Annotated in this window: 22 protein-coding genes; 8 read left to right on the top strand and 14 right to left on the bottom strand. The window is 70.5% G+C overall.

Annotated features, from left to right (window positions below):
• The first annotated feature begins 71 nt into the window (after positions 1-71).
• The 3 genes from ACPOLB_RS18775 to ACPOLB_RS18765 all read left to right on the top strand — a co-directional run bounded on the left by ACPOLB_RS18775 (position 72) and on the right by ACPOLB_RS18765 (position 4,822).
• Positions 72-758 carry a GntR family transcriptional regulator gene (locus ACPOLB_RS18775; RefSeq protein WP_425257545.1) on the top strand — a complete coding sequence of 229 codons (687 nt, stop codon included), beginning with the start codon at positions 72-74 and terminating at the stop codon, positions 756-758.
• Complete coding sequence (locus ACPOLB_RS18770; protein WP_425257544.1) at positions 755-3,724, top strand: FAD-binding and (Fe-S)-binding domain-containing protein; 2,970 nt, start codon at positions 755-757, stop codon at positions 3,722-3,724. The genes ACPOLB_RS18775 and ACPOLB_RS18770 overlap by 4 nt, the downstream gene beginning before the upstream one ends.
• Before the next feature lie 126 nt (positions 3,725-3,850).
• Positions 3,851-4,822 carry a tripartite tricarboxylate transporter substrate-binding protein gene (locus tag ACPOLB_RS18765; RefSeq protein WP_425257543.1) on the top strand — a complete coding sequence of 324 codons (972 nt, stop codon included), beginning with the start codon at positions 3,851-3,853 and terminating at the stop codon, positions 4,820-4,822.
• 79 nt (positions 4,823-4,901) lie between these two features.
• On the opposite strand, the gene dtd is transcribed toward ACPOLB_RS18765, so the two are convergent.
• The 3 genes from dtd to tyrS are packed head-to-tail and all read right to left on the bottom strand — an operon-like array spanning position 4,902 to position 7,478.
• Complete coding sequence (gene dtd, locus ACPOLB_RS18760; protein ID WP_425257542.1) at positions 4,902-5,342, bottom strand: D-aminoacyl-tRNA deacylase; 441 nt, start codon at positions 5,340-5,342, stop codon at positions 4,902-4,904.
• The gene (locus ACPOLB_RS18755) at positions 5,339-6,229 is read right to left on the bottom strand and encodes a cation diffusion facilitator family transporter (RefSeq protein WP_425257541.1); all 891 of its coding nucleotides are present in this window, start codon (positions 6,227-6,229) and stop codon (positions 5,339-5,341) included. Before ACPOLB_RS18755 ends, dtd begins: the two co-directional genes overlap by 4 nt.
• A 10-nt stretch (positions 6,230-6,239) precedes the next feature.
• Positions 6,240-7,478, bottom strand: a complete 1,239-nt coding sequence (tyrS, locus tag ACPOLB_RS18750; protein WP_425257540.1) for a tyrosine--tRNA ligase — start codon at positions 7,476-7,478, stop codon at positions 6,240-6,242.
• Positions 7,479-7,639: 161 nt separating this feature from the next.
• Between tyrS and ACPOLB_RS18745 the strand changes: the two genes are divergently transcribed.
• Positions 7,640-9,016, top strand: a complete 1,377-nt coding sequence (locus ACPOLB_RS18745) for a peptidoglycan DD-metalloendopeptidase family protein (RefSeq protein WP_425257539.1) — start codon at positions 7,640-7,642, stop codon at positions 9,014-9,016.
• A gap of 11 nt (positions 9,017-9,027) precedes the next feature.
• Entirely contained in the window at positions 9,028-10,128 is a 1,101-nt protein-coding gene (locus ACPOLB_RS18740) for an anhydro-N-acetylmuramic acid kinase (RefSeq protein ID WP_425257538.1), read from the top strand.
• Between the two features lie 12 nt (positions 10,129-10,140).
• Here ACPOLB_RS18740 and erpA read toward each other — a convergent pair whose 3' ends face one another.
• The 5 genes from erpA to rplM are packed head-to-tail and all read right to left on the bottom strand — an operon-like array spanning position 10,141 to position 12,529.
• A complete protein-coding gene (gene erpA, locus ACPOLB_RS18735) occupies positions 10,141-10,515 on the bottom strand; it encodes an iron-sulfur cluster insertion protein ErpA (RefSeq protein WP_425257537.1) in 375 nt (124 codons plus the stop codon).
• Between the two features lie 18 nt (positions 10,516-10,533).
• Positions 10,534-10,929: a bactofilin family protein gene (locus ACPOLB_RS18730; protein WP_425261946.1), complete on the bottom strand. Its 396-nt coding sequence runs from the start codon at positions 10,927-10,929 to the stop codon at positions 10,534-10,536.
• Positions 10,930-10,967: 38 nt separating this feature from the next.
• Positions 10,968-11,675: a DUF6776 family protein gene (locus tag ACPOLB_RS18725; RefSeq protein WP_425257536.1), complete on the bottom strand. Its 708-nt coding sequence runs from the start codon at positions 11,673-11,675 to the stop codon at positions 10,968-10,970.
• A gap of 23 nt (positions 11,676-11,698) precedes the next feature.
• Complete coding sequence (gene rpsI / locus ACPOLB_RS18720) at positions 11,699-12,091, bottom strand: 30S ribosomal protein S9 (protein WP_425257535.1); 393 nt, start codon at positions 12,089-12,091, stop codon at positions 11,699-11,701.
• Between the two features lie 9 nt (positions 12,092-12,100).
• Complete coding sequence (rplM, locus tag ACPOLB_RS18715) at positions 12,101-12,529, bottom strand: 50S ribosomal protein L13 (RefSeq protein ID WP_425257534.1); 429 nt, start codon at positions 12,527-12,529, stop codon at positions 12,101-12,103.
• Positions 12,530-12,847: 318 nt separating this feature from the next.
• On the opposite strand from rplM, the gene ACPOLB_RS18710 reads away from it, so the two are divergent.
• The 3 genes from ACPOLB_RS18710 to ACPOLB_RS18700 all read left to right on the top strand — a co-directional run bounded on the left by ACPOLB_RS18710 (position 12,848) and on the right by ACPOLB_RS18700 (position 15,441).
• Positions 12,848-13,606 (top strand): N-acetyltransferase family protein, encoded by a 759-nt coding sequence (locus tag ACPOLB_RS18710; protein ID WP_425257533.1) that lies wholly within the window; start codon positions 12,848-12,850, stop codon positions 13,604-13,606.
• A gap of 68 nt (positions 13,607-13,674) precedes the next feature.
• The gene (locus ACPOLB_RS18705; protein ID WP_425257532.1) at positions 13,675-14,424 is read left to right on the top strand and encodes a DUF2726 domain-containing protein; all 750 of its coding nucleotides are present in this window, start codon (positions 13,675-13,677) and stop codon (positions 14,422-14,424) included.
• Positions 14,425-15,441, top strand: coding sequence for a serine/threonine protein kinase (locus tag ACPOLB_RS18700; RefSeq protein ID WP_425257531.1), 1,017 nt, complete (start codon positions 14,425-14,427; stop codon positions 15,439-15,441).
• Between the two features lie 12 nt (positions 15,442-15,453).
• Here ACPOLB_RS18700 and htpG read toward each other — a convergent pair whose 3' ends face one another.
• The 6 genes from htpG to ACPOLB_RS18670 form a co-directional block, all read right to left on the bottom strand.
• A complete protein-coding gene (gene htpG / locus ACPOLB_RS18695) occupies positions 15,454-17,322 on the bottom strand; it encodes a molecular chaperone HtpG (RefSeq protein WP_425257530.1) in 1,869 nt (622 codons plus the stop codon).
• Between the two features lie 103 nt (positions 17,323-17,425).
• On the bottom strand, positions 17,426-18,268 hold the full coding sequence (locus ACPOLB_RS18690) for a class III extradiol dioxygenase family protein (RefSeq protein ID WP_425257529.1): 843 nt from the start codon (positions 18,266-18,268) through the stop codon (positions 17,426-17,428).
• Positions 18,268-18,621 (bottom strand): protocatechuate 4,5-dioxygenase subunit alpha, encoded by a 354-nt coding sequence (locus ACPOLB_RS18685; protein ID WP_425257528.1) that lies wholly within the window; start codon positions 18,619-18,621, stop codon positions 18,268-18,270. The genes ACPOLB_RS18690 and ACPOLB_RS18685 overlap by 1 nt, the downstream gene beginning before the upstream one ends.
• Positions 18,622-18,679: 58 nt before the next feature.
• Positions 18,680-19,411 (bottom strand): alpha/beta fold hydrolase, encoded by a 732-nt coding sequence (locus tag ACPOLB_RS18680; protein ID WP_425257527.1) that lies wholly within the window; start codon positions 19,409-19,411, stop codon positions 18,680-18,682.
• Between the two features lie 12 nt (positions 19,412-19,423).
• Positions 19,424-20,419, bottom strand: coding sequence for a Bug family tripartite tricarboxylate transporter substrate binding protein (locus ACPOLB_RS18675; RefSeq protein WP_425257526.1), 996 nt, complete (start codon positions 20,417-20,419; stop codon positions 19,424-19,426).
• A 50-nt stretch (positions 20,420-20,469) separates the two neighbouring features.
• A complete protein-coding gene (locus tag ACPOLB_RS18670) occupies positions 20,470-21,516 on the bottom strand; it encodes a porin (RefSeq protein WP_425257525.1) in 1,047 nt (348 codons plus the stop codon).
• Positions 21,517-21,546 lie beyond the last annotated feature (30 nt).

Here is a 21,546-nt window from a genome sequence, read left to right as displayed (position 1 = left end):
TTGTCAACCGATCATGGCTAGAATCCGCCCGCATCGGCGCATCTTTTTGTATGCGCTTTGGGGTTTCCACGGTGGCCGACATCATTTCCATTCCGCGCCAGGTGCTGCACCAGGAGGTGGCCACGCGGCTGCGCCAGCGCCTGGTCGAAGGCCAGATCGCGCCCGGCGCCAAGCTCAACGAACGCGAGCTCAGCGAGAGCCTGCAGGTCTCGCGCACGCCGCTGCGCGAGGCCATCAAGATGCTGGCCGCCGAAGGCCTGGTCGAACTGCTGCCCAACCGCGGCGCGGTGGCCGCGAGCCTGAGCGCACAGGACGTGGCCGACACGTTCGAGGTCATCGCCGGCCTGGAAGGGCAGTCGGGCGCGCTCGCGGCGCAGCGCATCACGCCGGCGGAGCTGGCGGAGATCCAGGCGCTGCACTACGAGATGCTGGCCGCGTTCACGCGGCGCGACCTGTCCACCTACTACCGGCTGAACGCGCAGATCCACACGCTGATCAACGCCGCCGCGCGCAACCCGGTGCTCACGCACACGTGGCGCACGGTGAACGCGCGGCTGCAGGCCCTGCGCTTCCGCTCCAACTTCGACGAAGCCAAGTGGGCGCGCGCGGTCGACGAACACGAGCGCATGGTGGCGCTGCTGGCCGCCCGCGACGCCGACGGCCTGCACCGCCTGCTGGTGCAGCACCTCGAACACAAACGCGATGCCGTGCTGGAGTTGATGCACGCCGGCACGCTGCACGGAGCCACGTCCGCATGACCGCCACACTGCAACGCCGCCTGCGCCAGGAGACGCAGGGCGAGGTGCACTTCGACGCCGCCGCACGCGGCCGCTACGCCACCGACGCGTCCATCTACCAGCAGATGCCGGTGGGCGTGTTCGTACCCGCCACGCCCGAGGACCTGGCCGTGGCGCTGGCCATTGCGCGTGAAGAGCAGGTGCCGGTGCTGCCGCGCGGCGGCGGCACCTCGCAGTGCGGCCAGACCACGGGCGCAGCACTGGTGATCGACTGCACCAAGCACCTGCGGCGCGTGCTGGCGGTGGACGCCGACGCGCGCACCGCGACCGTGGAACCCGGCCTGGTGCTCGACCACCTGAACGCGCAGCTCAAGCCGCTGGGCCTGTGGTACCCGGTCGACGTGTCCACCAGCGCGCAGGCCACGCTGGGCGGCATGGCCGGCAACAACAGCTGCGGCAGCCGCAGCATCGCCTACGGCAACATGGTGCACAACGTGGCCGGCATCGACGCCTGGCTGGCCGACGGCACGCTGGCGCGCTTCGGCCCGCTGGCCACGCTCGGCCACCGCGAGCGCCAGATCGCCGACTTCGTGCGCGGCCTGGCCGAGCAGCAGGCCGACGAGATCGACGCCCGCTGGCCGCAGGTGCTGCGCCGCGTGGCCGGCTACAACCTCGACATCTTCCGCCCGAAGAGCGAGAAGCCGTACACGCACGACGGCAGCGTCAACCTGGCCCACCTGCTGGTGGGCAGCGAAGGCACGCTGGCCGTCACGAAGAGCTTGACGCTGCACCTGAGCGCACTGCCGCGTGCGAAGGTGCTGGGCGTGGTGAACTTCCCCAGCTTCCACGGCGCGATGGATGCAGCGCAGCACATCGTGCAGCTCGGGCCCAGCGCGGTGGAGCTGGTCGACCGCACGATGATCGAGCTCAGCCGCGCCAACCCGGCGTTCCGCCCCGTCATCGAGACTGCGCTGGTGGCGACGCACGGCGCCGCGCCCGAGGCCATCCTGCTGGTGGAGTTCAGCGGCGACGACAAGGGCACGCTGGTGCGGCAGCTCGACGCGCTGGTCGAACTGATGGGCGACCTGGGCCTGCCCGGCAGCGTGGTGCGCATGGAAGCCGACACACCGCAGAAGGCGCTGTGGGAAGTGCGCAAGGCCGGCCTCAACATCATGATGAGCCTGAAGGGCGACGGCAAGCCGGTGAGCTTCATCGAGGACTGCGCCGTGCCGCTGGTGCACCTGGCCGACTACACCGACGCGCTGACCGCCGTGTTCCGCAAGCACGGCAGCCGCGGCACCTGGTACGCACACGCCTCGGTGGGCACGCTGCACGTGCGGCCCATCCTCGACATGCGGCGCGACGGGGCCGCCAAGATGCGCGCCATCGCCGAGGAAGCCAGCGCGCTGGTGCGCCAGTACAAGGGCGCGTTCAGCGGCGAGCACGGCGACGGCCTGTGCCGCGGCGAGTGGATCGAGTGGCAGTTCGGCCCGAAGATCACCGGCGCCTTCCGCGCCATCAAGCAGCACCTGGATCCGGGCAACCTGCTGAACCCGGGCAAGATCATCGACCCGCCGAAGATGGACGACGCGTCGCTGTTCCGCTTCCCGCCCAGCTACCGCACCATCCCGCTGCAGCCGGTGTACGACTGGTCGGCCTGGGACGTGCAGAACGACCCCGTCACCGAGGAAACCACCGCGCCCGGCACCGGCGGCGACACCACCGGCGGCTTGGCCAAGGCGGTGGAGATGTGCAACAACAACGGCCACTGCCGCAAGTTCGACGCCGGCACCATGTGCCCGAGCTACCGCGTCACGCGCGACGAGCAGCACCTCACGCGCGGCCGCGCCAACACGCTGCGGCTGGCGCTGTCGGGCCAGCTCGGCGACGACGCCTTCACCGGCCCGGCGGTCGCCGAGGCGCTGGACCTGTGCGTGGGCTGCAAGGGCTGCAAGCGCGACTGCCCCACCGGCGTCGACATGGCCAAGATGAAGCTCGAGTGGACGGCCCAGCACCGGGCCCGCCACGGCTTCACGCTGAAGGACCGGCTGCTGGCGCGGCTGCCCGAGTTGGTGCACACCGCGGCGAAGCTGCCGTGGCTGTTCAACCTGCGCAACACGCTGCCCGGCGCGCGCGCGCTGAGCGCGAAGTGGCTGGGCCTGGCGCCGCAGCGCAACCTGCCGGCCTTCCGCAGCGACACCTTCTGGGCCGCCGCGCCCACGCTGCAGCTGGCCACGCGCGACGCGGTGCTGGCGGCCGAGAAGGGCGTGGTGCTCTTCGTCGACACCTTCAACGGCGGCTTCGAGACCGAGAACGCCACCGCCGCGGTGCGCGTGCTGCAGGCCGCGGGCTATGCCGTGCACGTGGCGCGGAAGTCCGGTGGCCACCTGTGCTGCGGACGCACGCTGATGGCCGCCGGCATGGCCGACGCCGCCAAGGCCCGTGCGCGCGAGCTGCTGGATGCGCTGCTGCCGCTGGCCGACCGGGGCCTGGCCATCGTCGGGCTGGAGCCGTCGTGCCTGCTGACGCTGCGCGACGAGCTGCTGGTGATGGGCCTGGGCGACGGCGCCGTGCGGCTGTCGAAGCAGGCCTTCCTGCTCGAGGAGTTCCTGGTGCGCGAGCTGCAGGCCGGCCGCTTCGCCCCGGCGCTGAAGCCCGCGACGCAGCCGCTGCGCGTGCACGGCCACTGCCACCAGAAGGCCTTCGGCGCGGTGCAGCCGGTGCTCGACGTGCTGCGGCTGATCCCCGGTGCGCAGCCCGAGCTGATCGAGAGCTCGTGCTGCGGCATGGCGGGCAGCTTCGGCTACGACGCCGAGCACCACGCGGTGTCGATGCAGATGGCCGAGCTGAGCCTGCTGCCGGCGGTGCGGGCCGCACCCGACGCGATCATCGTGGCCGACGGCACCAGCTGCCGGCACCAGATCGCCGACGGCGCCGGCCGCCAGGCGCTGCACGTGGCCCGCGTGCTGGCCGACCACCTGGCCTGATGCGGGTCAAACCCGATCGGGATTGACCCTGCCGGCGCAGCCGCTACGTAGTTTCCGCTTCGCACGCCCATGGTGCAGCGCCTACCATCCGGCCCTGCCTTTTTGGAGCCTTCCGGAGACACGTCCATGAAGAAACTGATGATCGCCGTGGCCGCCGCCACGCTGGCCTCCGCCGCTGCCGCGGCCTACCCCGAGAAGCCGGTCACCATCGTCGTGCCGTTCGCTGCCGGCGGCCCCACCGACAAGGTGGCCCGCGACCTCGCCGAGACGCTGCGCAAGCACCTGAACAACCAGACGGTCGTCATCGAGAACGTCGGCGGCGCCGGCGGCACGCTGGGTGCCGCCAAGGTGGCCAAGGCATCGCCCGACGGCTACACGCTGCTGCTGCACCACATCGGCATGTCCACCGCGCCGGCGCTGTACCGCAACCTGCCGTTCAAGGTGCTGGAGGACTTCGAATACGTCGGCATGGTCAACGACGTGCCGATGACGCTGATCGGCCGCACCTCGCTGCCGGCCAGCAACATGGCCGAGCTGCGCACCTGGCTCACCGCCAACAAGGGCAAGATCAACCTGGCCAATGCCGGCCTGGGGGCGGCATCGCACCTGTGCGGCCTGCTGTTCCAGCAGCAGATGGGCATCGACATGACGACCGTGCCGTACAAGGGCACGGCCCCGGCGATGACCGACCTGCTCGGCGGCCAGGTCGACATCATGTGCGACCAGACCACCAACACCACCGGCCAGATCGAGTCGGGCAAGGTCAAGGCCTTCGCCGTCACCACGACCAAGCGCCTCACGACGCCGGCGCTGTCCAAGCTGCCGACGCTGGACGAGTCGGGCCTGAAGGGCTTCAACGTCAGCATCTGGCACGGCGTGTACGCACCGAAGAACACGCCCAAGGCGGTGGTCGACCAGCTCAACACCGCACTGCGCGCCGCGCTGAAGGACCCCGAGTTCATCAAGCGCCAGGAAGCGCTGGGCGCTGTGGTGGTGACCGACGGCCGCGTGGCGCCGGCCGAGCACAAGAAGTTCGTCGAGGCCGAGATCGCCAAGTGGGGCCCGGCCATCAAGGCGGCTGGGCAATATGCCGACTGAGGACGTGTGACCGTGCCTGCGCACGGTCACGCGCCTCAGGAGGAGCCCGAGCTCTGCGAGGGCGCGGCCTGCAGGGCGACTAAGTGATCCGCAGCGGGATCGTCACCGGTCCCGCATTCACCAGGCCGACCTGCATGTCGGCCCCGAACACGCCGGCCTCGACCGGCGTGTGTCGTTTCCGGGCCTCGGCGAGCACGGCATCAAAGAGCCGCCGGCCCTGCTCGGCCGGTGCCGCGCCGGTGAAGCTGGGGCGGTTGCCGGCTGCGGTGTCGGCCGCCAGCGTGAACTGGCTGACGATCAGCAGCCCGCCGGCCACGTCCTGCACGCTGCGGTTCATCTTGCCGGCCGCATCGGAGAAGATGCGCAGCTTGAGCAGCTTGTCGACCAGCCGGGTGGCCTGCACTTCGGTGTCGGCCGGCTCGGCGCAGACCAGCACCAGCAGGCCCTGCCCGATGGCGCCGACCACCGTGCCGTCGACCGTCACGCCGGCCTGCGAAACACGTTGCACCAGCGCGATCACAGCGGGTCCCGTTCGTCGCCGAGGTGCGCTTCCACATCCATCGGCAGCAGCTGGATGCTGGCGCGCAGCCCCGGCACCGCCGCCATCAGCGCCTGCTCGACCGAGGTGCGCACGGCCGCGGCCCGACCCAGCGTCCAGGCCGCCGGCATGTGCATGTGCAGGTCCACGAAGCGGCGCTGGCCGGCACGGCGCGTGACGACGTGGTCGAAGCGGATCGCCTGGTGGCGGAAGCCCTCCAGCGTGGTCTCGATCGCGGCCAGCGAGTCGGCGTCGAGCGCCTCGTCGAGCAGGCCGTTGACCGAGCCCCAGACCAGGCGCGCGCCCTCGCGCAGGATGTTCAGCGCCACGGCGATCGCGATCACCGGGTCCAGCCACTGCCAGCCGGTGGCCAGCACCGCCAGCAGGCCCAGCACGACGCCGCCGGAGGTCCAGACGTCGGTGAACAGGTGGCGCGCGTCGGCTTCCAGAGCCATCGAGCGCGCCGCCCGCGCCTTCTTCAGCATCGACGCGGCCAGCACGCCGTTCATCACCGAGCTGATGACGCTGAGCACCAGCCCCCAGCCCACGGCGTCCAGCGGCTGCGGGTGCAGCAGGCGGTCGACCGCGGCCCAGACGATGCCCAGCGCCGCGGCGAAGATCAGCACGCCTTCGAAGCCGCTGGAGAAGTACTCGGCCTTGTGGTGACCGTAGGGGTGGTCGTCGTCGGGCGGTCGCGCGGCGATGGTCACCATCGCCAGCGCGAACATCGCGCCGGCCAGGTTGACCAACGACTCCAGCGCGTCCGACAGCAGGCTGACGCTGCCGCTGACCCACCAGGCGCCGGTCTTCAGCGCGATGGTGGCCAGCGCCACCGCGACCGAGATCTTCAGGTAGGTGGCAACCTGCATCGGCGCAGGGTCAGGCGCTGAGCGTCACCCGCGCGAACTTGCGCTTGCCCACCTGCACCACCAGCGTGCCGGCGCCCAGCTTCAGGGCCTTGTCGCTGACGACGGCACCGTCCACGCGCACGCCACCCTGGTCGACCAGGCGCAGCGCCTCGCTGGTGGACGGAGCCAGCCCGGCCTGTTTCAGCAGCGCGCCGATGGTCAGCGGCGCGCCCGACAGCGCCACCTCGGGGATCTCGTCCGGCACGCCGCCCGAGGCGCGGCGCTGGAAGTCCTGCTCGGCCGCCTCGGCCGCGGCCGCGCTGTGGAAGCGCGCGGTGATCTCCTTGGCCAGCAGCACCTTGGCGTCCTTCGGGTTGCGGCCGGCCTCGACCTCGCGCCGCAACGCGGCGATCTCGGCCTCGCTGCGGAACGAGAGCAGCGTGAACCACTTCCACATCAGCGTGTCGCTGACCGACAGCACCTTGGCGAACATCGTGTTCGGTTCTTCGGTGATGCCGATGTAGTTACCCTTGCTCTTGGACATCTTCTCGACGCCGTCCAGGCCCTCGAGCAGCGGCATCGTCAGCACGCACTGCGGTTCCTGGCCGTACTCGACCTGCAACGCGCGGCCGACCAGCAGGTTGAACTTCTGGTCGGTGCCACCAAGCTCGAGATCGCTCTTCAAGGCCACCGAGTCGTAGCCCTGCATCAGCGGATACAGCAACTCGTGCACGCTGATCGGGCTGCCGGCCTTGAAACGCTTCGTAAAATCGTCGCGTTCCAGCATGCGTGCCAGCGTGTACTTCGCGGCCAGCTGGATCATGCCGCGGGCGCCCAGCGCGTCGCTCCATTCGCTGTTGTAGCGGATCTCGGTCTTCTCCGGATCGAGCACCAGGCTGGCCTGGCGGTAGTAGGTCTGGGCGTTGGCTTCGATCTGCTCGCGCGTCAGCGGCGGGCGCGTCGTGTTGCGGCCGGAGGGGTCGCCGATCATCGACGTGAAGTCGCCGATGAGAAAAATCACGGTATGGCCCAGATCCTGCAACTGCCGCATCTTGTTCAAGACGACGGTATGGCCGATATGGATGTCCGGCGCGGTGGGATCGAGGCCGAGCTTGATGCGCAGCGGCACGCCGCTGGCCTCCGAACGGGCCAGCTTGGCCAGCCACTCGCCTTCGGGCAGCAGTTCGTCGCAGCCGCGCTGCGACACCGCCAGGGCCGCGCGCACGCGGTCGGTCACGGGATGCGGCAGCGCCGTTTCAGATACAGACATGGCTCGGTTTCCGGGGTTTCTCGGGCTTTCCGGGCTGGGGCTGCCGATATACTTCGCAGCCTTCAGCCGTCCCCGATGGGGCGGCGAATTCTAGTGGACAGGCAAGGGCTCGACGGTCTGCCAACACACACACTTCGAACAACCAAGTCACACACGGATCGTTGGGTTTGAACTTCGCATCGGACCGCTGGCTCCAGCACGCACAGGACTTCGGCACCCGCCACCACCGCAGCATCGTCGCCGCGGTCGTGGTGGCGCTTGGTGGTTTCGGCGTCACGGCCTTCGGCATCGCGCCGCTGGCGCCCGATGCCGCACTCCTGCCGCAACGGCTGGTGACGGAAGCCGTCACGCCCGACGACATCCCGTCGCAGCTCGACGCACTGGCCGAGCACACGCTGGACCTGGTGCGCCACGACATCACGCGCGGCACCGACACCCCTGAGTCCCTGCTCGCCCGCCTGGGCGTCAGCGACCCCGGCGCCGTCACGTTCCTGCGCACCGACGCCGCCGCCCGCAAGCTGCTGGCCGGCCGCGGCGGCAAGATGGTGCAGGCCCATGCGGCGCAGGACGGCACGCTGCGCCAACTGGTCGTGCGCTACCCCGCCGACCGTAGCGAGCTGGCGAAGACGCACTTCACGCGCACGACCATCGAGCGCGTGGGCGGCCACTGGCTCGCCCGCACCGAGCTGGCGCCGCTGGAGACCCAGGTGCGCATGGGCAGCGGCACGATCCGCAGCTCGCTGTTCGCCGCCACCGACGACGCGCTGCTGCCCGACACCGTCGCGGCGCAGATCGCCGAGCTCTTCTCGACCGACATCGACTTCCGCCGCGAGCTGCGCAAGGGCGACACCTTCAGCGTCGTCTACGAGGCCCCCACCGCCGACGGCGAGGTGATCTCCTGGAACGAAGGCGCCGGGCGCGTCCTGGCAGCCGAGTTCGTCAACGGGGGCCGCGAGCACCGTGCCATGTGGTTCACCGACAGCAGCGGCAAGGGCGGCTACTTCGGCCCCGACGGCCAGAGCAAGCGGCGCACCTTCCTGTCGAGCCCGATGGAGTTCTCGCGCGTCACGTCCAGTTTCGCGATGCGCTTCCACCCGATCCAGAAGAAGTGGCGCGCGCATCTGGGCACCGATTACGGCGCGCCCACGGGCACGCCGGTGCGCACGGTCGGTGAGGGCACGGTGGATTTCGCCGGCTGGCAGAACGGCTACGGCAACGTGGTGCAGATCCAGCACGGCAACGCCAAGTCCACGCTGTATGCGCACCTCAGCCGCATCGACGTGCGGCGCGGCCAGCGCGTCGAACAGGGCCAGCGCATCGGCGCGGTGGGTTCCACCGGCTGGAGCACCGGCCCGCACCTGCACTTCGAGTTCCGCGTCAACGGCCAGCACAAGGACCCGGTGCTGGTGGCCAAGTCGTCCGAGACCATCACGCTCGACCCGGCCGCGCGCGCGCAGTTCGCCGGCGTTGCCGCGTCGCTGCAGGCGCAGCTGGACATCGCCCAGACGCTGAGCAGCGGCCGCGGCCTGGCCGAATAAGGCCGGCAGCGATGGCCCTGGTGCTGGGGCTGATGTCGGGCACCTCGCTCGACGGCGTCGACGGCGTGCTCGCCGAATTGACAGACACCCGGACCCGCGTGCTGTCGCATGTGCAGCGGACCATGCCCGCGGCACTGCGTGCCGAACTGCTGGCGCTGAACACCTCCGGTCACGACGAACTGCACCGGGCGGCGCTGGCAGCGAACGCGCTCGTGCGGCTGTACGCCGAGACCGCGCAGGCTGCGCTGCGGCTGGCCGGGGTGCCGGCTGCAGCCGTGGAAAGCATCGGTGCCCATGGCCAGACCGTGCGCCACCAGCCGCAGGCGGTCGACGGCAGCGGCTACACGCTGCAGCTGATGAACGGCGCCTTGCTGGCCGAGCTGACCGGCATCGACGTGGTGTGCGACTTCCGCAGCCGCGACGTGGCCGCCGGTGGCCAGGGCGCGCCGCTGGTGCCGGCCTTCCACGCCCAGCGGTTCGGCGAAGCGGGCACTGACATCGCCGTGCTGAACCTCGGCGGCATGGCCAACCTCACGCTGCTGGCCGCAGATGGCGCGGTCAGCGGCTTCGACTGCGGCCCGGCGAATGCGCTGATGGACCTGTGGTGCCAGCGGCACCGCCAGCAGGCCTACGACGCCCATGGCGCCTGGGCCGCCAGCGGCCGCGTCGACGCTGCCCTGCTGGCGCGCTGGCTGGCCGAACCGTTCTTCGCACTGCCGCCGCCCAAGAGCACGGGCCGCGACCTCTTCCATGCCGGCTGGCTGGACAGCCGCCTGCCCGACGGCCTGCGGCCCGAAGACGTGATGGCGACGCTGGCCGAACTGACGGTGCGCGCGGCCTGCGACGCCCTGCGGGCGCAGGCGCCGGCCACGCGCGTGCTGCGCGTGTGCGGCGGCGGTGCGTTCAATGCGCACCTGATGCGGCGCCTGGCGGTGCTGCTGCCGCAGGTCGACGTGACCAGCACGGCCGCCGTCGGCGTGCCACCCGATCAGGTGGAGGCGCTGGCCTTCGCGTGGCTGGCCTGGGCCTACAAACAACGACGCGCCGGCAACCTCATGCAGGTCACCGGCGCGCGGGGTGCGCGCCTGCTCGGCGCGCTGTATCCGGCGTAGCGGCCGCCGTCGTCAGACCGAGAACGACGAGCCGCAGCCGCAGGTGGTGGTGGCGTTCGGGTTCTTGATCACGAACTGCGCGCCCTGCAGGTCTTCCTTGTAGTCGATCTCGGCGCCGCCCAGGTACTGCAGGCTCATGGCGTCGATCAGCAGCGTGACGCCGTTCTTCGTCATCTGCGTGTCGTCCTCGTTGATCACCTCGTCGAAGGTGAAGCCGTACTGGAAACCCGAGCAGCCGCCGCCCTGCACGAAGACACGCAGCTTCAGGTCGGGGTTGCCTTCCTCGTCGACCAGGTCCTTGACCTTCATCGCAGCGCTGTCGGTGAAGATCAGCGGTGCCGGCATCTCGTCGGTCGCGGGGGCAAGGGCTTCGGCAATCGCATTCATGGGGCTCTCCAGAAATCGTCAGGCGTCGTTCGACGCCGCCAGCGTGAGGGTGGGTTTGTCGGTGCTGCGCAGGGGCCGCAGCTCACCGTCGATCAGTGCACCGGGGTGCATTTCGAGCACTTCGTAGCGGACTTCACCGACGATGCGCGCCTTGGGCTGCAATTCCAGCAGCTCGTCGCACAGCACGGGACCATGGACCTCGCCATTGATGATGACATGGCTGGCCTTCACCTTCCCGAGGACGCGGGCTTTTTCGCTGATGACCAGGATGCTGCGCGCCTCGCCGGTGGCGATGACGTCGCCCTGCACCTCGCCGTCGATGCGCAGCCCCTCGGTGAAGCGCAGCTCTCCGTGCACGGACATGCCTTCGCCCACCAGGCTGCGGATCGGTGGCTGTGCCTTCTTCCCAAACAACATCGGCGACTCCGGTCGGCTCGTGGTGGGCGGCGCGGCTAGAACCTCAGGGTCTGCGACGCACGCACGGCGCCCTGGGCGTCGATGACGCGGGCTTGAACCGTTTTTATCACGGCCCCGACCGGATGCGACACCAGGCCCTCGACCCGTGCGTACTGCCGGAGTAACAGTGGTCTCGCGCCGCCCTGCAGCGACATCGACCAGGCCTTCCCATCGAGCAGGCCGGTCAGCAGCAGGTCGTAGCGGCCGTTGAATTCGGCCGGCGCCTTGCCGGTCTGCATCACCAGCAGCTGGTACCGCAGCTCGCCCGGGCCTTGGCGCTCGGTCTGCAGGCCGCGCAGCTGCAGCCCTTCGCCGCCCGCAGGCAGCAGCTTCTCGAAGAAACCCAGGTCGGCCTGCAGGCCCTGCTTGTCGGCTTCGAGCTGGCGCAGCTGCTGCGCCAGCCGCTCCTGCGCGGCGCGTTCGGCCTTCAGCAGGCTCTCGGCGGTGTTGGCCACCGACACCGCGCGTTCGCTGTCGCGGCGCAGCGCCGCCACCTCGGCCCGCAGCTGGACCAGTTCCGCCTCGGCGTCGCGGTCGATGCCCGCGATGTCCTTGCCGAACTCGAACGCCCACAGGGCCGCTGCGGCGGAGAAGCCCAGAACGACAGCAGCCACCGCCCAGCGCAATGGCCAGGGCAGGTGGCTGCGGATGATCATGCGCGGCGCACTGACCGAGAGTCGGCGCCGCAGCAGTTTCCAGCGCATGGGCGCGAGGCCCCTGCCGCGAATTAACGCTTGGAGAACTGCTTCCGGCGGCGGGCGCCGTGCAGACCGACCTTCTTGCGTTCCACTTCGCGCGCGTCGCGCGTCACGAAGCCGGCACGGCTGAGGTCGGGCTTGAGCGCCGCGTCGTAGTCGATCAGGGCGCGCGTGATGCCGTGGCGGACTGCGCCGGCCTGGCCGGATTCGCCACCGCCGTGCACGTTCACCTTGATGTCGAAGGCCGCGTCATTGGCCGTCAGCAGCAGGGGCTGCTTGACGATCATGATCGAGGTCTGGCGACCGAAGTAGTCATCGACGGGCTTGCCGTTGATGACGATCTGGCCCGTGCCCTTCTTGATGAAGACGCGAGCCACCGAGCTCTTGCGGCGGCCGGTGCCGTAGTTCCAGTTTCCGATCATCACCAGTCCTCAGATCTCGAGCGGCTTCGGTTGCTGAGCGGTGTGCGGGTGCGTGGCACCGGCGTAGACCTTCAGCTTCTTGATCATCGCGTAGCCCAGCGGGCCCTTGGGCAGCATGCCCTTGACCGCCTTCTCCAGCGCACGGCCGGGGTGGCGTGCCTGCATGTCCTTGAACGGCGTCGCGTAGATGCCGCCCGGGAAGCCGGAGTGCCGGTAGTAGATCTTGTCCGTGGCCTTGGCCCCGGTGACGCGGATCTTGTCGGCGTTGACGATGACGATGAAATCGCCGGTGTCGACGTGAGGCGTGTAAATGGCCTTGTGCTTGCCGCGCAAACGGAGTGCCACTTCGCTGGCAACACGTCCGAGCACCTTGTCGGTGGCGTCAATCACGAACCATTCATGCTTCACTTCGGCCGGCTTGGCGCTGAAGGTCTTCATGATGAGGTCTTACTCAAGAAGCAGGCCCTGGAGAGGCCTGCGATGCACCGGCTGTTGCTGATCTGCCACCCACCTTCGGCGCCGCTTGTCGAGGGCGGCCTCTCAGGACTTGGTTCGGGCGCAATGCAGCGCGGCTTGCACCGCACGGCATGGCAGATGGTTCCCCGCCGGTTTCGGGAAAAGCCCGCGAGTATACACCGCCCTGCGCGCGCATCCACAGGCCCACGCAGCGGAGGCGACAGACGGGGTGCGGCTTGTTTGAGGGTTAACCCTAAATGCATGCGCTACCATGCCCCCTCCACTTCCAGGAGCCCGGCGATGCACGAGCCCGACCTGCACCCGCTGCAACCCGCCGCGCCGGCCGACCGCGCCGTGCTGCCGGGCGATGCCGCGCCACGCTGGGTGGCGATCCGGCCGCTGGCGCCGCGCCACCGCCCACGGATCGCAGACCACCTGCTGGCGCTGCCCCCGCACGACCGGGCGCTGCGCTTCGGCTACGTGGCCAGCGACGAGCAGGTGGCGCGCTACGTCGCCCAGCTCGACTTCGAGCGCGACGAGATCTTCGGCATCTTCAACCGCCGCCTGCAGCTGGTGGCGATGGCCCACCTGGCCTTCCAGGGCGCCGCCGAGCAACCCCCGAGGGCCGCCGAGTTCGGCGTTTCGGTGGCGGCGCACGCACGCGGGCGTGGCTGGGGCGCCAGGCTGTTCGACCGCGCCGTGCTGCACGCACGCAACCGGCACGTCGACACGCTGCTGATCCACGCGCTGGCCGAGAACAAGGCCATGCTGCACATCGCCCGGCGCGCCGGCGCCAAGGTGGAACTGGAAGGATCGGACGCCACGGCGCTGCTGCGCTTGCCGCGCGAGGACTTCGCCTCGCACCTGGAAGCGCTGTTCGAACGCCAGGTGGCCGAGTGGGACTACGGCCTGAAGCTGCATGCCCGGCGGATCGACGCCTGGCTGGCGCTGCTGGGCGAGATGCCGGCCAGCTTGCGGCTTCCGCCCCCCGGCTCGCGGGACGTGCCCCCAGACCCGCGCCCGCAGACGCGGGGTTCGCGCGTGCCCCCCGGGGTTTAAGATTCACCATCAGGGGGGCATCGCGGCTCGTGGTTGGAGGAGCGGTGGTTCGCCACACTCCAATCACCATGCAGCAAGCACTTCCTTGGATCCTCGTGTCCGTCGCTGCGGTCCTCCTGGCCGCCGCCGGCGGCTTGTGGATCTACGCACGGCGCAAGCCCGAGGTGAAACCGCTGCCCAACGAGTGGACGCTGTCGGCGCGGCCGGTGTTCAGCACCGACGAGCGCCGCGTCTACCGCCAGCTGCGCGAGGCGCTGCCGCACCACATCGTGCTGTCCAAGCTCCCTCTGGTGCGCTTTTGCCAGCCCACCGATCCGAGCGAAGTGCGCTACTGGTACGAACTGCTCGGCGCCACGCATGTGACGTTTGCCATCTGCAGCGCCAACGGCCGCGTCCTGGCGGCCATCGACCTGGACACCGAGCGCGCGAGCTCGCGCCGCGTGCAGCAGATCAAGCAGTCGGTGCTGGGTGCCTGCCGCGTGCGCTACCTGCGCTGCCCGGTGGACCACCTGCCCTCCATTCCCGAGCTGCAGCTGCTGGTGCCGCACAGCGTGGCGCCCACGCGCGGGCCGCAGGCAGCGCCGGCGGTGGCCCAGGCGCGCGACCACCTGTCGAGCACCGTGGCCAGCAAGCGCCGCGAACGCACCACGCTGTGGCAGGACTCGGGCTTCTTCCAGGACTCGTTCTTCGCCGTCGACAGCCGTTTCGAGACCGCCTCGACCACCGAGTTCGGCGCGCTGCGGCCCGGCGTGGAGGTGCGGGAGCTGTCGCCCGGGCTCGACCTAGGTGCTGCGGCGCCGCCGCCGACCCGGCACTGAATGGCCGCTGCCCTGGGCTATGCCGACCTCACGCCGACGCAGGTGCTCGACGCGCTGGACAGCGTGGGCCTGCGTGGCGACGGCCGCATCCTGCAGCTCAACTCCTACGAGAACCGCGTCTTCCAGGTGATGCTGGAAGACGGCGGCGCGGTGGTGGCCAAGTTCTACCGCCCGGGCCGCTGGAGCGACGCGCAGATCGTCGAGGAACACGGCTTCGCGCTCGAGCTCGCCGAGGCCGAAGTGCCCGTGGTGCCGCCGCTGCTGCTGCGGGCCGGGGCACCCGACGTCCAGCTGCACGGCACGCCGCCGACGCTGGCCACCTGCGCCGGCCACCGCTTCATGGTCGCCGCCCGCTGCGCCGGCCGCGAACCCGAGCTCGACGATCCCGACACGCTGCGCCAGATCGGTCGCTTCATCGGCCGCCTGCACGCGGTGGGCCGGCGCCGGCCTTTCGCGCACCGCCACCACCTGCAGCCGCGCGCCGACGGCGCCGCCGCGATGGCGCTGCTGCTGGACGGCGGCTTCGTCACCGACAACGAACGCCCGGCCTGGGAAGCCACCTGCACGCAGGCGCTGGCGCTGGTGGCCGACGCCTTCGACGCGGTGGCCCCGGCCACGTTGCGCCTCCACGGCGACTGCCACCCGGGCAACGTGCTCTGGCGCGACGGCCACCCGCACGTGGTGGACCTCGACGACGCGATGCAGGGCCCTGCGGTGCAGGACCTGTGGATGCTGGTCTCGGGCGACCGTTCGGCCATGGCGCAGCAGCTGAACACGCTGCTCGACGGCTACGAACAGTTCAGCGACTTCGACGACCGCGAACGCCGCCTGATCGAGCCGCTGCGCACGCTGCGCATGCTGCGCCACAGCGCCTGGCTGGCGGCGCGCTGGTCGGACCCGACCTTCCCGCTGAACTTCCCGTTCTTCGGCACGGCCGCCTACTGGAGCCAGCAGACGACCCAGCTGCGCGAGCAGCTGGAAGCGATGCAGGACGCGGCCGATGCCGCGCCGTTCTGACGGCCCGCAGGCTCAGCCGACCAGCAGCGCATTGACGCGCTTCACGTAGGCCGCCGGGTCCTCGAGCTGCCCGCCTTCGGCCAGCAGCGCCTGGTCGAACAGGATCTGCGCCAGCTCGTCGAAACGTGCGTCGGCATCCAGGCGCTTCACCAGCGCGTGCTCGGGGTTCACCTCCAGGATCGGCAGCGACTTCGGCGCCGCCTGGCCGGCCTGCTTCAGCAGCCGCGCCAGGTGGTTGCTCATGTCGCCCTCGTCGGCCACGATGCACGCGGGTGAGTCGACCAGGCGCGTCGTCGTGCGCACGTCCTTGGCACGCTCCTTCAGCGCCGTCTTCAGGCGCTCGAGCACCGGCTTGAAGGCCTCGGCGGTTTCCTCGGCGGCCTTCTTCTCGGCCTCGTCTTCCAGCTTGCCGAGGTCGACACCGCCCTTGGCGACGCTGGTCAGCGGGTGGCCGTCGAACTCGAACAGGTGGCTCAGCATCCACTCGTCGACGCGGTCGGTCAACAGCAGCACCTCGATGCCCTTCTTGCGGAAGATCTCCAGCTGCGGACTGCTCCTGGCCGCCGCCAGAGTGTCGGCGGTGATGTAGTAGATGGCGTCCTGGCCGTCCTTCATGCGCGCCACGTAGTCGGCGAAGCTGACCCCGCCCTCGGCCGTGGTGCTGGCGAAGCGCAGCAGCTTGGCCAGGCGCTCCTGGTTGGCGTGGTCCTCGCCGATGCCTTCCTTCAGCACCGCGCCGAACTGGGTCCAGAACTCGGCGTACTTGTCCTTCTGGTTCTCGGCCACGTCCTCCAGCATGCCCAGCACCTTCTTCGTGCTGCCTTCGCGGATGGCCTTCACGTCGCGGCTCTCCTGCAGCAGCTCGCGGCTGACGTTCAGCGGCAGGTCGGCGCTGTCGATCACGCCCTTCACGAAGCGCAGGTACACCGGCATCAGCGCCTCGGCGTCGTCCATGATGAAGACACGCTTGACGTACAGCTTCACGCCGCCGCGCTTGTCGCGGTTCCACAGGTCGAACGGCGCCTTGGCCGGCACGAACAGCAGCTGCGTGTATTCGCTGCGGCCCTCGACGCGGTTGTGCGTGTAGGCCAGCGGCGCGTCCTGGTCGTAGCTGATCTGCTTGTAGAACTCCTGGTACTGCGCGTCGGTGATCTCGCTCTTGGGCCGTGTCCACAGCGCCGCGGCCTTGTTCACGGGTTCCCACTCGTCGGTGGTGACCTGCTCGCTCTTCTCCGCGTCCCAGGTCTGCTTCTTCATCAGCACCGGCAGGCTGATGTGGTCGCTGTACTTGCCGATGATGGACTTCAGCTTCCAGTGGCTGAGGAACTCCTCCTCCCCGTCGCGCAGGTGCAGGATGACGTCGGTGCCGCGCTCGGCCCGCGTGATGGTCTCGACCTCGAAGTCGCCCGTGCCTTCGCTGCTCCAGCGCACGCCCTGTTCGGCGGGCGTGCCGGCGCGGCGCGTCTCGACCGTCATGCGGTCGGCGACGATGAAGCCGCTGTAGAAGCCCACGCCGAACTGGCCGATCAGGTTGGCGTCCTTCTTCTGGTCGCCTTCCAGCTTGGCCATGAACTCGCGCGTGCCGCTCTTGGCGATGGTGCCCAGGTGGGCGACGGCTTCCTCGGCGCTCATGCCGATGCCGTTGTCGCGGATCGTGATGGTCTTGGCCTCGGCGTCGTACCAGACCCGGACCTCGAGGTTGGGCGCGTCTTCGTACAGCGCGCTGTTGTCCAGCGCCTCGAAGCGCAGCTTGTCGCAGGCGTCCGACGCGTTGGACACCAGCTCGCGCAGGAAGATCTCCTTGTTGGAGTACAGCGAATGCGTGACGAGGTGCAGGATCTGCTTGACCTCGGCCTGGAATGACAGCGTCTTCTTGTCCATGGTGATCCAAGGGAAAAATTGAACGGCGAAGCCACAGTGGGGGCGCCCGGCGCCGCTTCAAGAGCGGGCCGGGATTGTGACCCAGCGCGGCTGGCCCGGCGGCTCAGGCCGGTGCCAGCGCCAGCAGCCCGGCGGCCGTGTTCGAGATCGGGATGTGGTAGTTCGCGTGCACCTGCCGCACGCCGCCATGCAGCGCGCCACGCATCGCCAGCCACATCAGCAACTCCACGCCCTGTGTGCCGGCCAGCTCCACCAGCTGCGGCACGGTGTACTGCGTGGCCCAGGTGGGGTCGTCGATCAGGCTGGCCATGAACCGGCGGTCGAACACCGGGTTCATGAAGCCCGCGCGCGGGCCGTCGAGCTGGTGGCTCAGGCCGCCGGAGCCGACGATCACCACGCGCTCGTCACCCGGCCAGGCCTGCACCGCGCGGCCGATGGCCTGGCCCAGGTCCCAGCAGCGGCGGGCGCTGGGCAGCGGGAACTGCACGGTGTTGATGCACACCGGCACCGTCCGCACCGGGCATGGCCCGCCGGCCGCGGGCCACAGCAGCGCCAGCGGCAGCGTGAAGGCGTGGTCGACCAGCATCTCCTGGCAGCTGGTGATGTCGAACGCGTCGCCGACCAGCTGCTCGATCAGGTGCCAGCTCAGCGCCGGGTGGCCGGCAAACGGCGGCAGCGTCGGGATGCCCCAGCCCTCGTCGGCATTGCGGTACTCGGCTGCCGCGCCCACCGCGAAGGTGGGCATCTTGTCGAGGAAGAAGTTCAGCCCGTGGTCGTTGTACAGCACCACTGCCACGTCGGGCCGCACCTCGGCCAGCCACCGGCGCACCGGCTGGAAGCCGTCGAACCAGGGCTTCCAGTAGGGCTCGTCCTCCTGGTGCTTCGCGATGGCGCGGCCGATGGCCGGCACGTGGCTGGTGGCGATGCCGCCGACGATGCGGGCCATCAGCGCGCCTGCACCGGTTGCGCCTGCGCCAGCAGCCGGGCGATGAACGCCTCCTTGCTGACGCCGGTCTGCAGCGCCCCCAGGTCCTGCACGTCCAGCCCCAGGATGCCGGCGAACTTCGCCAGGTAGTAGACGTTGCCCCCGGCCGCCAGCAGGCCCGGCACGTCACGTGCGCGGATGGCGGCCTGCTGGGCGTCGTTCAGCCCGAAGCGCCGGCAGTACGCCTGCTCGTCGCGCACGAAGGCCGCGCGGTTGCCAGCCTCGTTGAACGAGAAGCACATCTTGTTCAGCGCGTAGCCCTTGCGTGCCTGCACGCCGTCGAACAGCGTGGTGCCTGGGATGGTCTGTTCCATGGCGCCGCAGTCTGCGCGGGCCCGCCGCGGCCGGCGTTGACTGCCGTCAAACCTGCCGTCAGCCCCGCGGTCGAACGGCGGCGACCCGCGCCAGCCAGCCGGCCAGCGCGGCGTCCACCGCCGCAGGCGCTTCCATCGTGCTCATGTGGCCGCAGTCGGGCACCACCACCACCAGCTGCGCGCCCGGGATGGTGTCGGCCATGCGCTGGTGCTGCGCGGGCGGGCTCCAGCCGTCCTGCGCGCCGGTGAGCAGCAGCGTCGGGCAATGCACGCCCGCCAGCTGCGGCGTGGCATCGGGGCGCGCCAGCAGCGCACGGATCTGCGCCTCGAACGTGGCCACGTCGCGCCGCGCCAGCATGTCCAGCACGGCCTCGAAGAGCGGCGTGTCCACGCGCGTGGGGTGCACCATGCCCAGCGCCCACTGCCGCGCCATCGCGCGCATGCCGCTGCGGCGCGCCAGGTCCAGCAGCGCCAGCCGGCCGGCGCGCTCGCTGGCGCCGGCTTCGCCCGGCGGCAGCGGGTGGCAGCCGGTGTCCAGCAAGGCCAGGCCGGCCACACGCGCCGGCGCCAGGCGCAGCAGCTCGAACGCGACGCGGCCGCCCATTGAGTGGCCCGCGACCGCGAAGCGCCCTGGGGACGCGGCCGCCAGCGCGGCTTCGGCCATCGCGGTGATGCTGTCGGCGCCGCCGTAGTCGGCGACCACCCCGCCGCGGCACGATGCCAGCGGCGCCCAGACCGCGGCGTCGCACAGCAGGCCCGGCAGCAGCAGCAGCGGCGTCGGCAGCGTCATGGCGTCAGCCCCTCATTCGGGCTCGATCTTCGCGGCGCGGATGACCTCGCCCCAGCGCTGGATCTCGCTGCCCAGCAGGCCTTGCAGCTCGGCCGGCGTGCTGCTCTGCAGCCGCATGCCCAGCCGCGCCATCTTCTCCTGCACCGCCGGCGCGGCCACGGCCTCGCGCACGGCGCGGTTGAGCTGCGCCACCACCTCGGGCGGCGTGCCAGCCGGCGCCGCGATGGCGTTCCACGACGCCACGTTGTAGCCGGCCACGCCCGCCTGCTGCACCGTGGGCACCTCGGGCAGCGCCGGGTTGCGGCGGTCCGACGACACCGCCAGCGCCTTCACGACGCCGGCCGACACCTGGCCGACCATCGGGCCGACGACCTCGAAGGCGATGTCGATCTCGCCGCCGCGCAGCGCCGCCAGCACCGCCGGCGAGCCCTTGTAGGGCACGACCAGCACGTCGAGGCCGGCCACGGTCTCGAACAGCTTGGCCGCCAGGTGCTGCGTGCTGCCCACCGCCACGGTGCCGACGTTGAGCTTGCCCGGGTTCGCCTTCGCATAGGCCAGCGCCTCGCGCAGCGTGCCGAAGCGGCCGCTGCCGGCGGCGAAGATGCCGATGTCGAAGTAGCCCAGCGTGCTCACGGGCGCGAAGGCCTTCAGCGTGTCGTACGGCAGCTTCCTGAACAGGCCGACGCTGACGGCGTTGCCGTTGCTCATCAGGAGCAGCGTGTGGCCGTCGGGCCGCGCCGTGGCCACGGCCTGCGACGCCACGATGCTGCCGGCGCTGGGGCGGTTCTCGACGACGACGGGCTGCTTCAGCGAGGTCGCCATCACCTCGGCGACGGCGCGGGCGGTGAGGTCCGCGATACCGCCGGGGCCGAACGGCACCAGCAGCGAGATCGGCCGCTCGGGAAAGCGGGGCTGCGCGTGCAGCGGGGCGCCGAACGGGGCGCTCAGGGCCGCGGCGCCGAACGCGCACAGCGTGCGCCGGCGGAGGAAGGAGTGGGCGTGGTCCATGCGTGGATGGTAGTGCGGGGGGTGGTCGTGCTGCAGCGCGGGCGCGCGGCTCAGAAGCGGTGGCGCAGGCCGACCACCAGCCCGGTCTGGCTGCCCTTGGTGGCCATGAAGGCGGGCTTGGCGTAGCCGCCTTCGACGACGTTGGTGTCGATCACGGCGTACACGTCGCTGCGGCGCGAGAAGCGGACGCTGGCGGTGACCCAGCTGACCTGGCGCCGGCCGTCGAGCGCGGCGCTGCCCGACTGCGTGTCGTTGTAGTGCGCCACGCTCAGCGTCACGGCATCGGCGAGCTCGATGTTGGCGCCCAGGGTCCAGGCGGTGTTCTCCTGCGGGCTGACCGCGCTGCTGCGCTGCATGGCGCCGCCGAACAGCGCCAGCGCCTGGTGCAGGCGCACGTTGCCGCCGAGACCGACGATGTCGCGCGTCTCGGTGCCGGCCAGGTTCTTCAACTGCTGCACGTAGCCGCCGACCGCGAAGCCGCGGCCGACGTGGCCCACCGACACCGCCCAGGCACCGTTGGCGCTGCCCGAGGCCTGCTCGCCGAAGGTGTGCGAGGCCACCACGTCGATGCCGGCGACCCGGGCGTCCACGCGCAGCATGTTGTCCTGGCGCGGCACGTGGTGGCTGCTGAACAGCGAGTGCGCGGTGCTGTTGGGGTTGCCCTGCGGCTGGAAGCGCGCGGCCATCGCGTGCGCCACCGTGTACTGGCGGCCCACGGTGACGCCGCCCCAGCTGCTGCGGAGGCCGGCGTGGACCTCGCGGCCCCAGAAACGCGTGGGCGCGGTGGTCTGGCCGTAGTCGCCGGCGGGCGTGCCCTGCAGCGACTGCCCGGTGCTGGGATCGAAACCCGACTCGAGCGTGAACACCGCCGACAGGCCGCCGCCCAGGTCCTCGCGGCCCCGGAAGCCGAGCCGGCTGCCGGTGAAGATGCCGTCGTCCATCGTGGTCAGCGTGCCGCGCGGATTGCCGGCGTTGTTGGCCTGGCGCACGGCGGCGTCGAACAGGCCGTAGATGGTGACGTTCTGGGCCAGCGCGGCGACGGGGGCCAGGGTCAGCCAGGCGGCGGCGGTGCAGAGCGTGCGGGTGGTGCGGGTCATGCGGGGTCTCCGGGTCGTCGTGGTCATGCG

Origin of the sequence: Rubrivivax soli (genome assembly GCF_049810355.1) — a bacterium.
Classification (GTDB): domain Bacteria; phylum Pseudomonadota; class Gammaproteobacteria; order Burkholderiales; family Burkholderiaceae_C; genus Rubrivivax.
Note: the sequence above shows the minus strand (reverse complement) of the source record. Positions and strands in the feature narration are given on the sequence as shown.

Excerpts from the sequence above, each read along its gene's own strand:
- ACPOLB_RS18690 (WP_425257529.1), bottom strand. The coding sequence starts at position 18,268 with ATGGCCCGCATCGTCGGCGGCATCGCCACCAGCCACGTGCCGGCCATC.
- ACPOLB_RS18700 (WP_425257531.1), top strand. The coding sequence starts at position 14,425 with ATGGCCGCTGCCCTGGGCTATGCCGACCTCACGCCGACGCAGGTGCTC.
- rplM (WP_425257534.1), bottom strand. The coding sequence starts at position 12,529 with ATGAAGACCTTCAGCGCCAAGCCGGCCGAAGTGAAGCATGAATGGTTC.
- ACPOLB_RS18705 (WP_425257532.1), top strand. The coding sequence starts at position 13,675 with ATGCAGCAAGCACTTCCTTGGATCCTCGTGTCCGTCGCTGCGGTCCTC.
- ACPOLB_RS18755 (WP_425257541.1), bottom strand. The coding sequence starts at position 6,229 with ATGCAGGTTGCCACCTACCTGAAGATCTCGGTCGCGGTGGCGCTGGCC.
- ACPOLB_RS18765 (WP_425257543.1), top strand. The coding sequence starts at position 3,851 with ATGAAGAAACTGATGATCGCCGTGGCCGCCGCCACGCTGGCCTCCGCC.
- ACPOLB_RS18685 (WP_425257528.1), bottom strand. The coding sequence starts at position 18,621 with ATGGAACAGACCATCCCAGGCACCACGCTGTTCGACGGCGTGCAGGCA.
- ACPOLB_RS18740 (WP_425257538.1), top strand. The coding sequence starts at position 9,028 with ATGGCCCTGGTGCTGGGGCTGATGTCGGGCACCTCGCTCGACGGCGTC.
- ACPOLB_RS18670 (WP_425257525.1), bottom strand. The coding sequence starts at position 21,516 with ATGACCCGCACCACCCGCACGCTCTGCACCGCCGCCGCCTGGCTGACC.
- rpsI (WP_425257535.1), bottom strand. The coding sequence starts at position 12,091 with ATGATCGGAAACTGGAACTACGGCACCGGCCGCCGCAAGAGCTCGGTG.
- ACPOLB_RS18725 (WP_425257536.1), bottom strand. The coding sequence starts at position 11,675 with ATGCGCTGGAAACTGCTGCGGCGCCGACTCTCGGTCAGTGCGCCGCGC.
- erpA (WP_425257537.1), bottom strand. The coding sequence starts at position 10,515 with ATGAATGCGATTGCCGAAGCCCTTGCCCCCGCGACCGACGAGATGCCG.
- ACPOLB_RS18680 (WP_425257527.1), bottom strand. The coding sequence starts at position 19,411 with ATGACGCTGCCGACGCCGCTGCTGCTGCTGCCGGGCCTGCTGTGCGAC.
- ACPOLB_RS18675 (WP_425257526.1), bottom strand. The coding sequence starts at position 20,419 with ATGGACCACGCCCACTCCTTCCTCCGCCGGCGCACGCTGTGCGCGTTC.
- tyrS (WP_425257540.1), bottom strand. The coding sequence starts at position 7,478 with ATGTCTGTATCTGAAACGGCGCTGCCGCATCCCGTGACCGACCGCGTG.
- ACPOLB_RS18710 (WP_425257533.1), top strand. The coding sequence starts at position 12,848 with ATGCACGAGCCCGACCTGCACCCGCTGCAACCCGCCGCGCCGGCCGAC.
- ACPOLB_RS18770 (WP_425257544.1), top strand. The coding sequence starts at position 755 with ATGACCGCCACACTGCAACGCCGCCTGCGCCAGGAGACGCAGGGCGAG.
- htpG (WP_425257530.1), bottom strand. The coding sequence starts at position 17,322 with ATGGACAAGAAGACGCTGTCATTCCAGGCCGAGGTCAAGCAGATCCTG.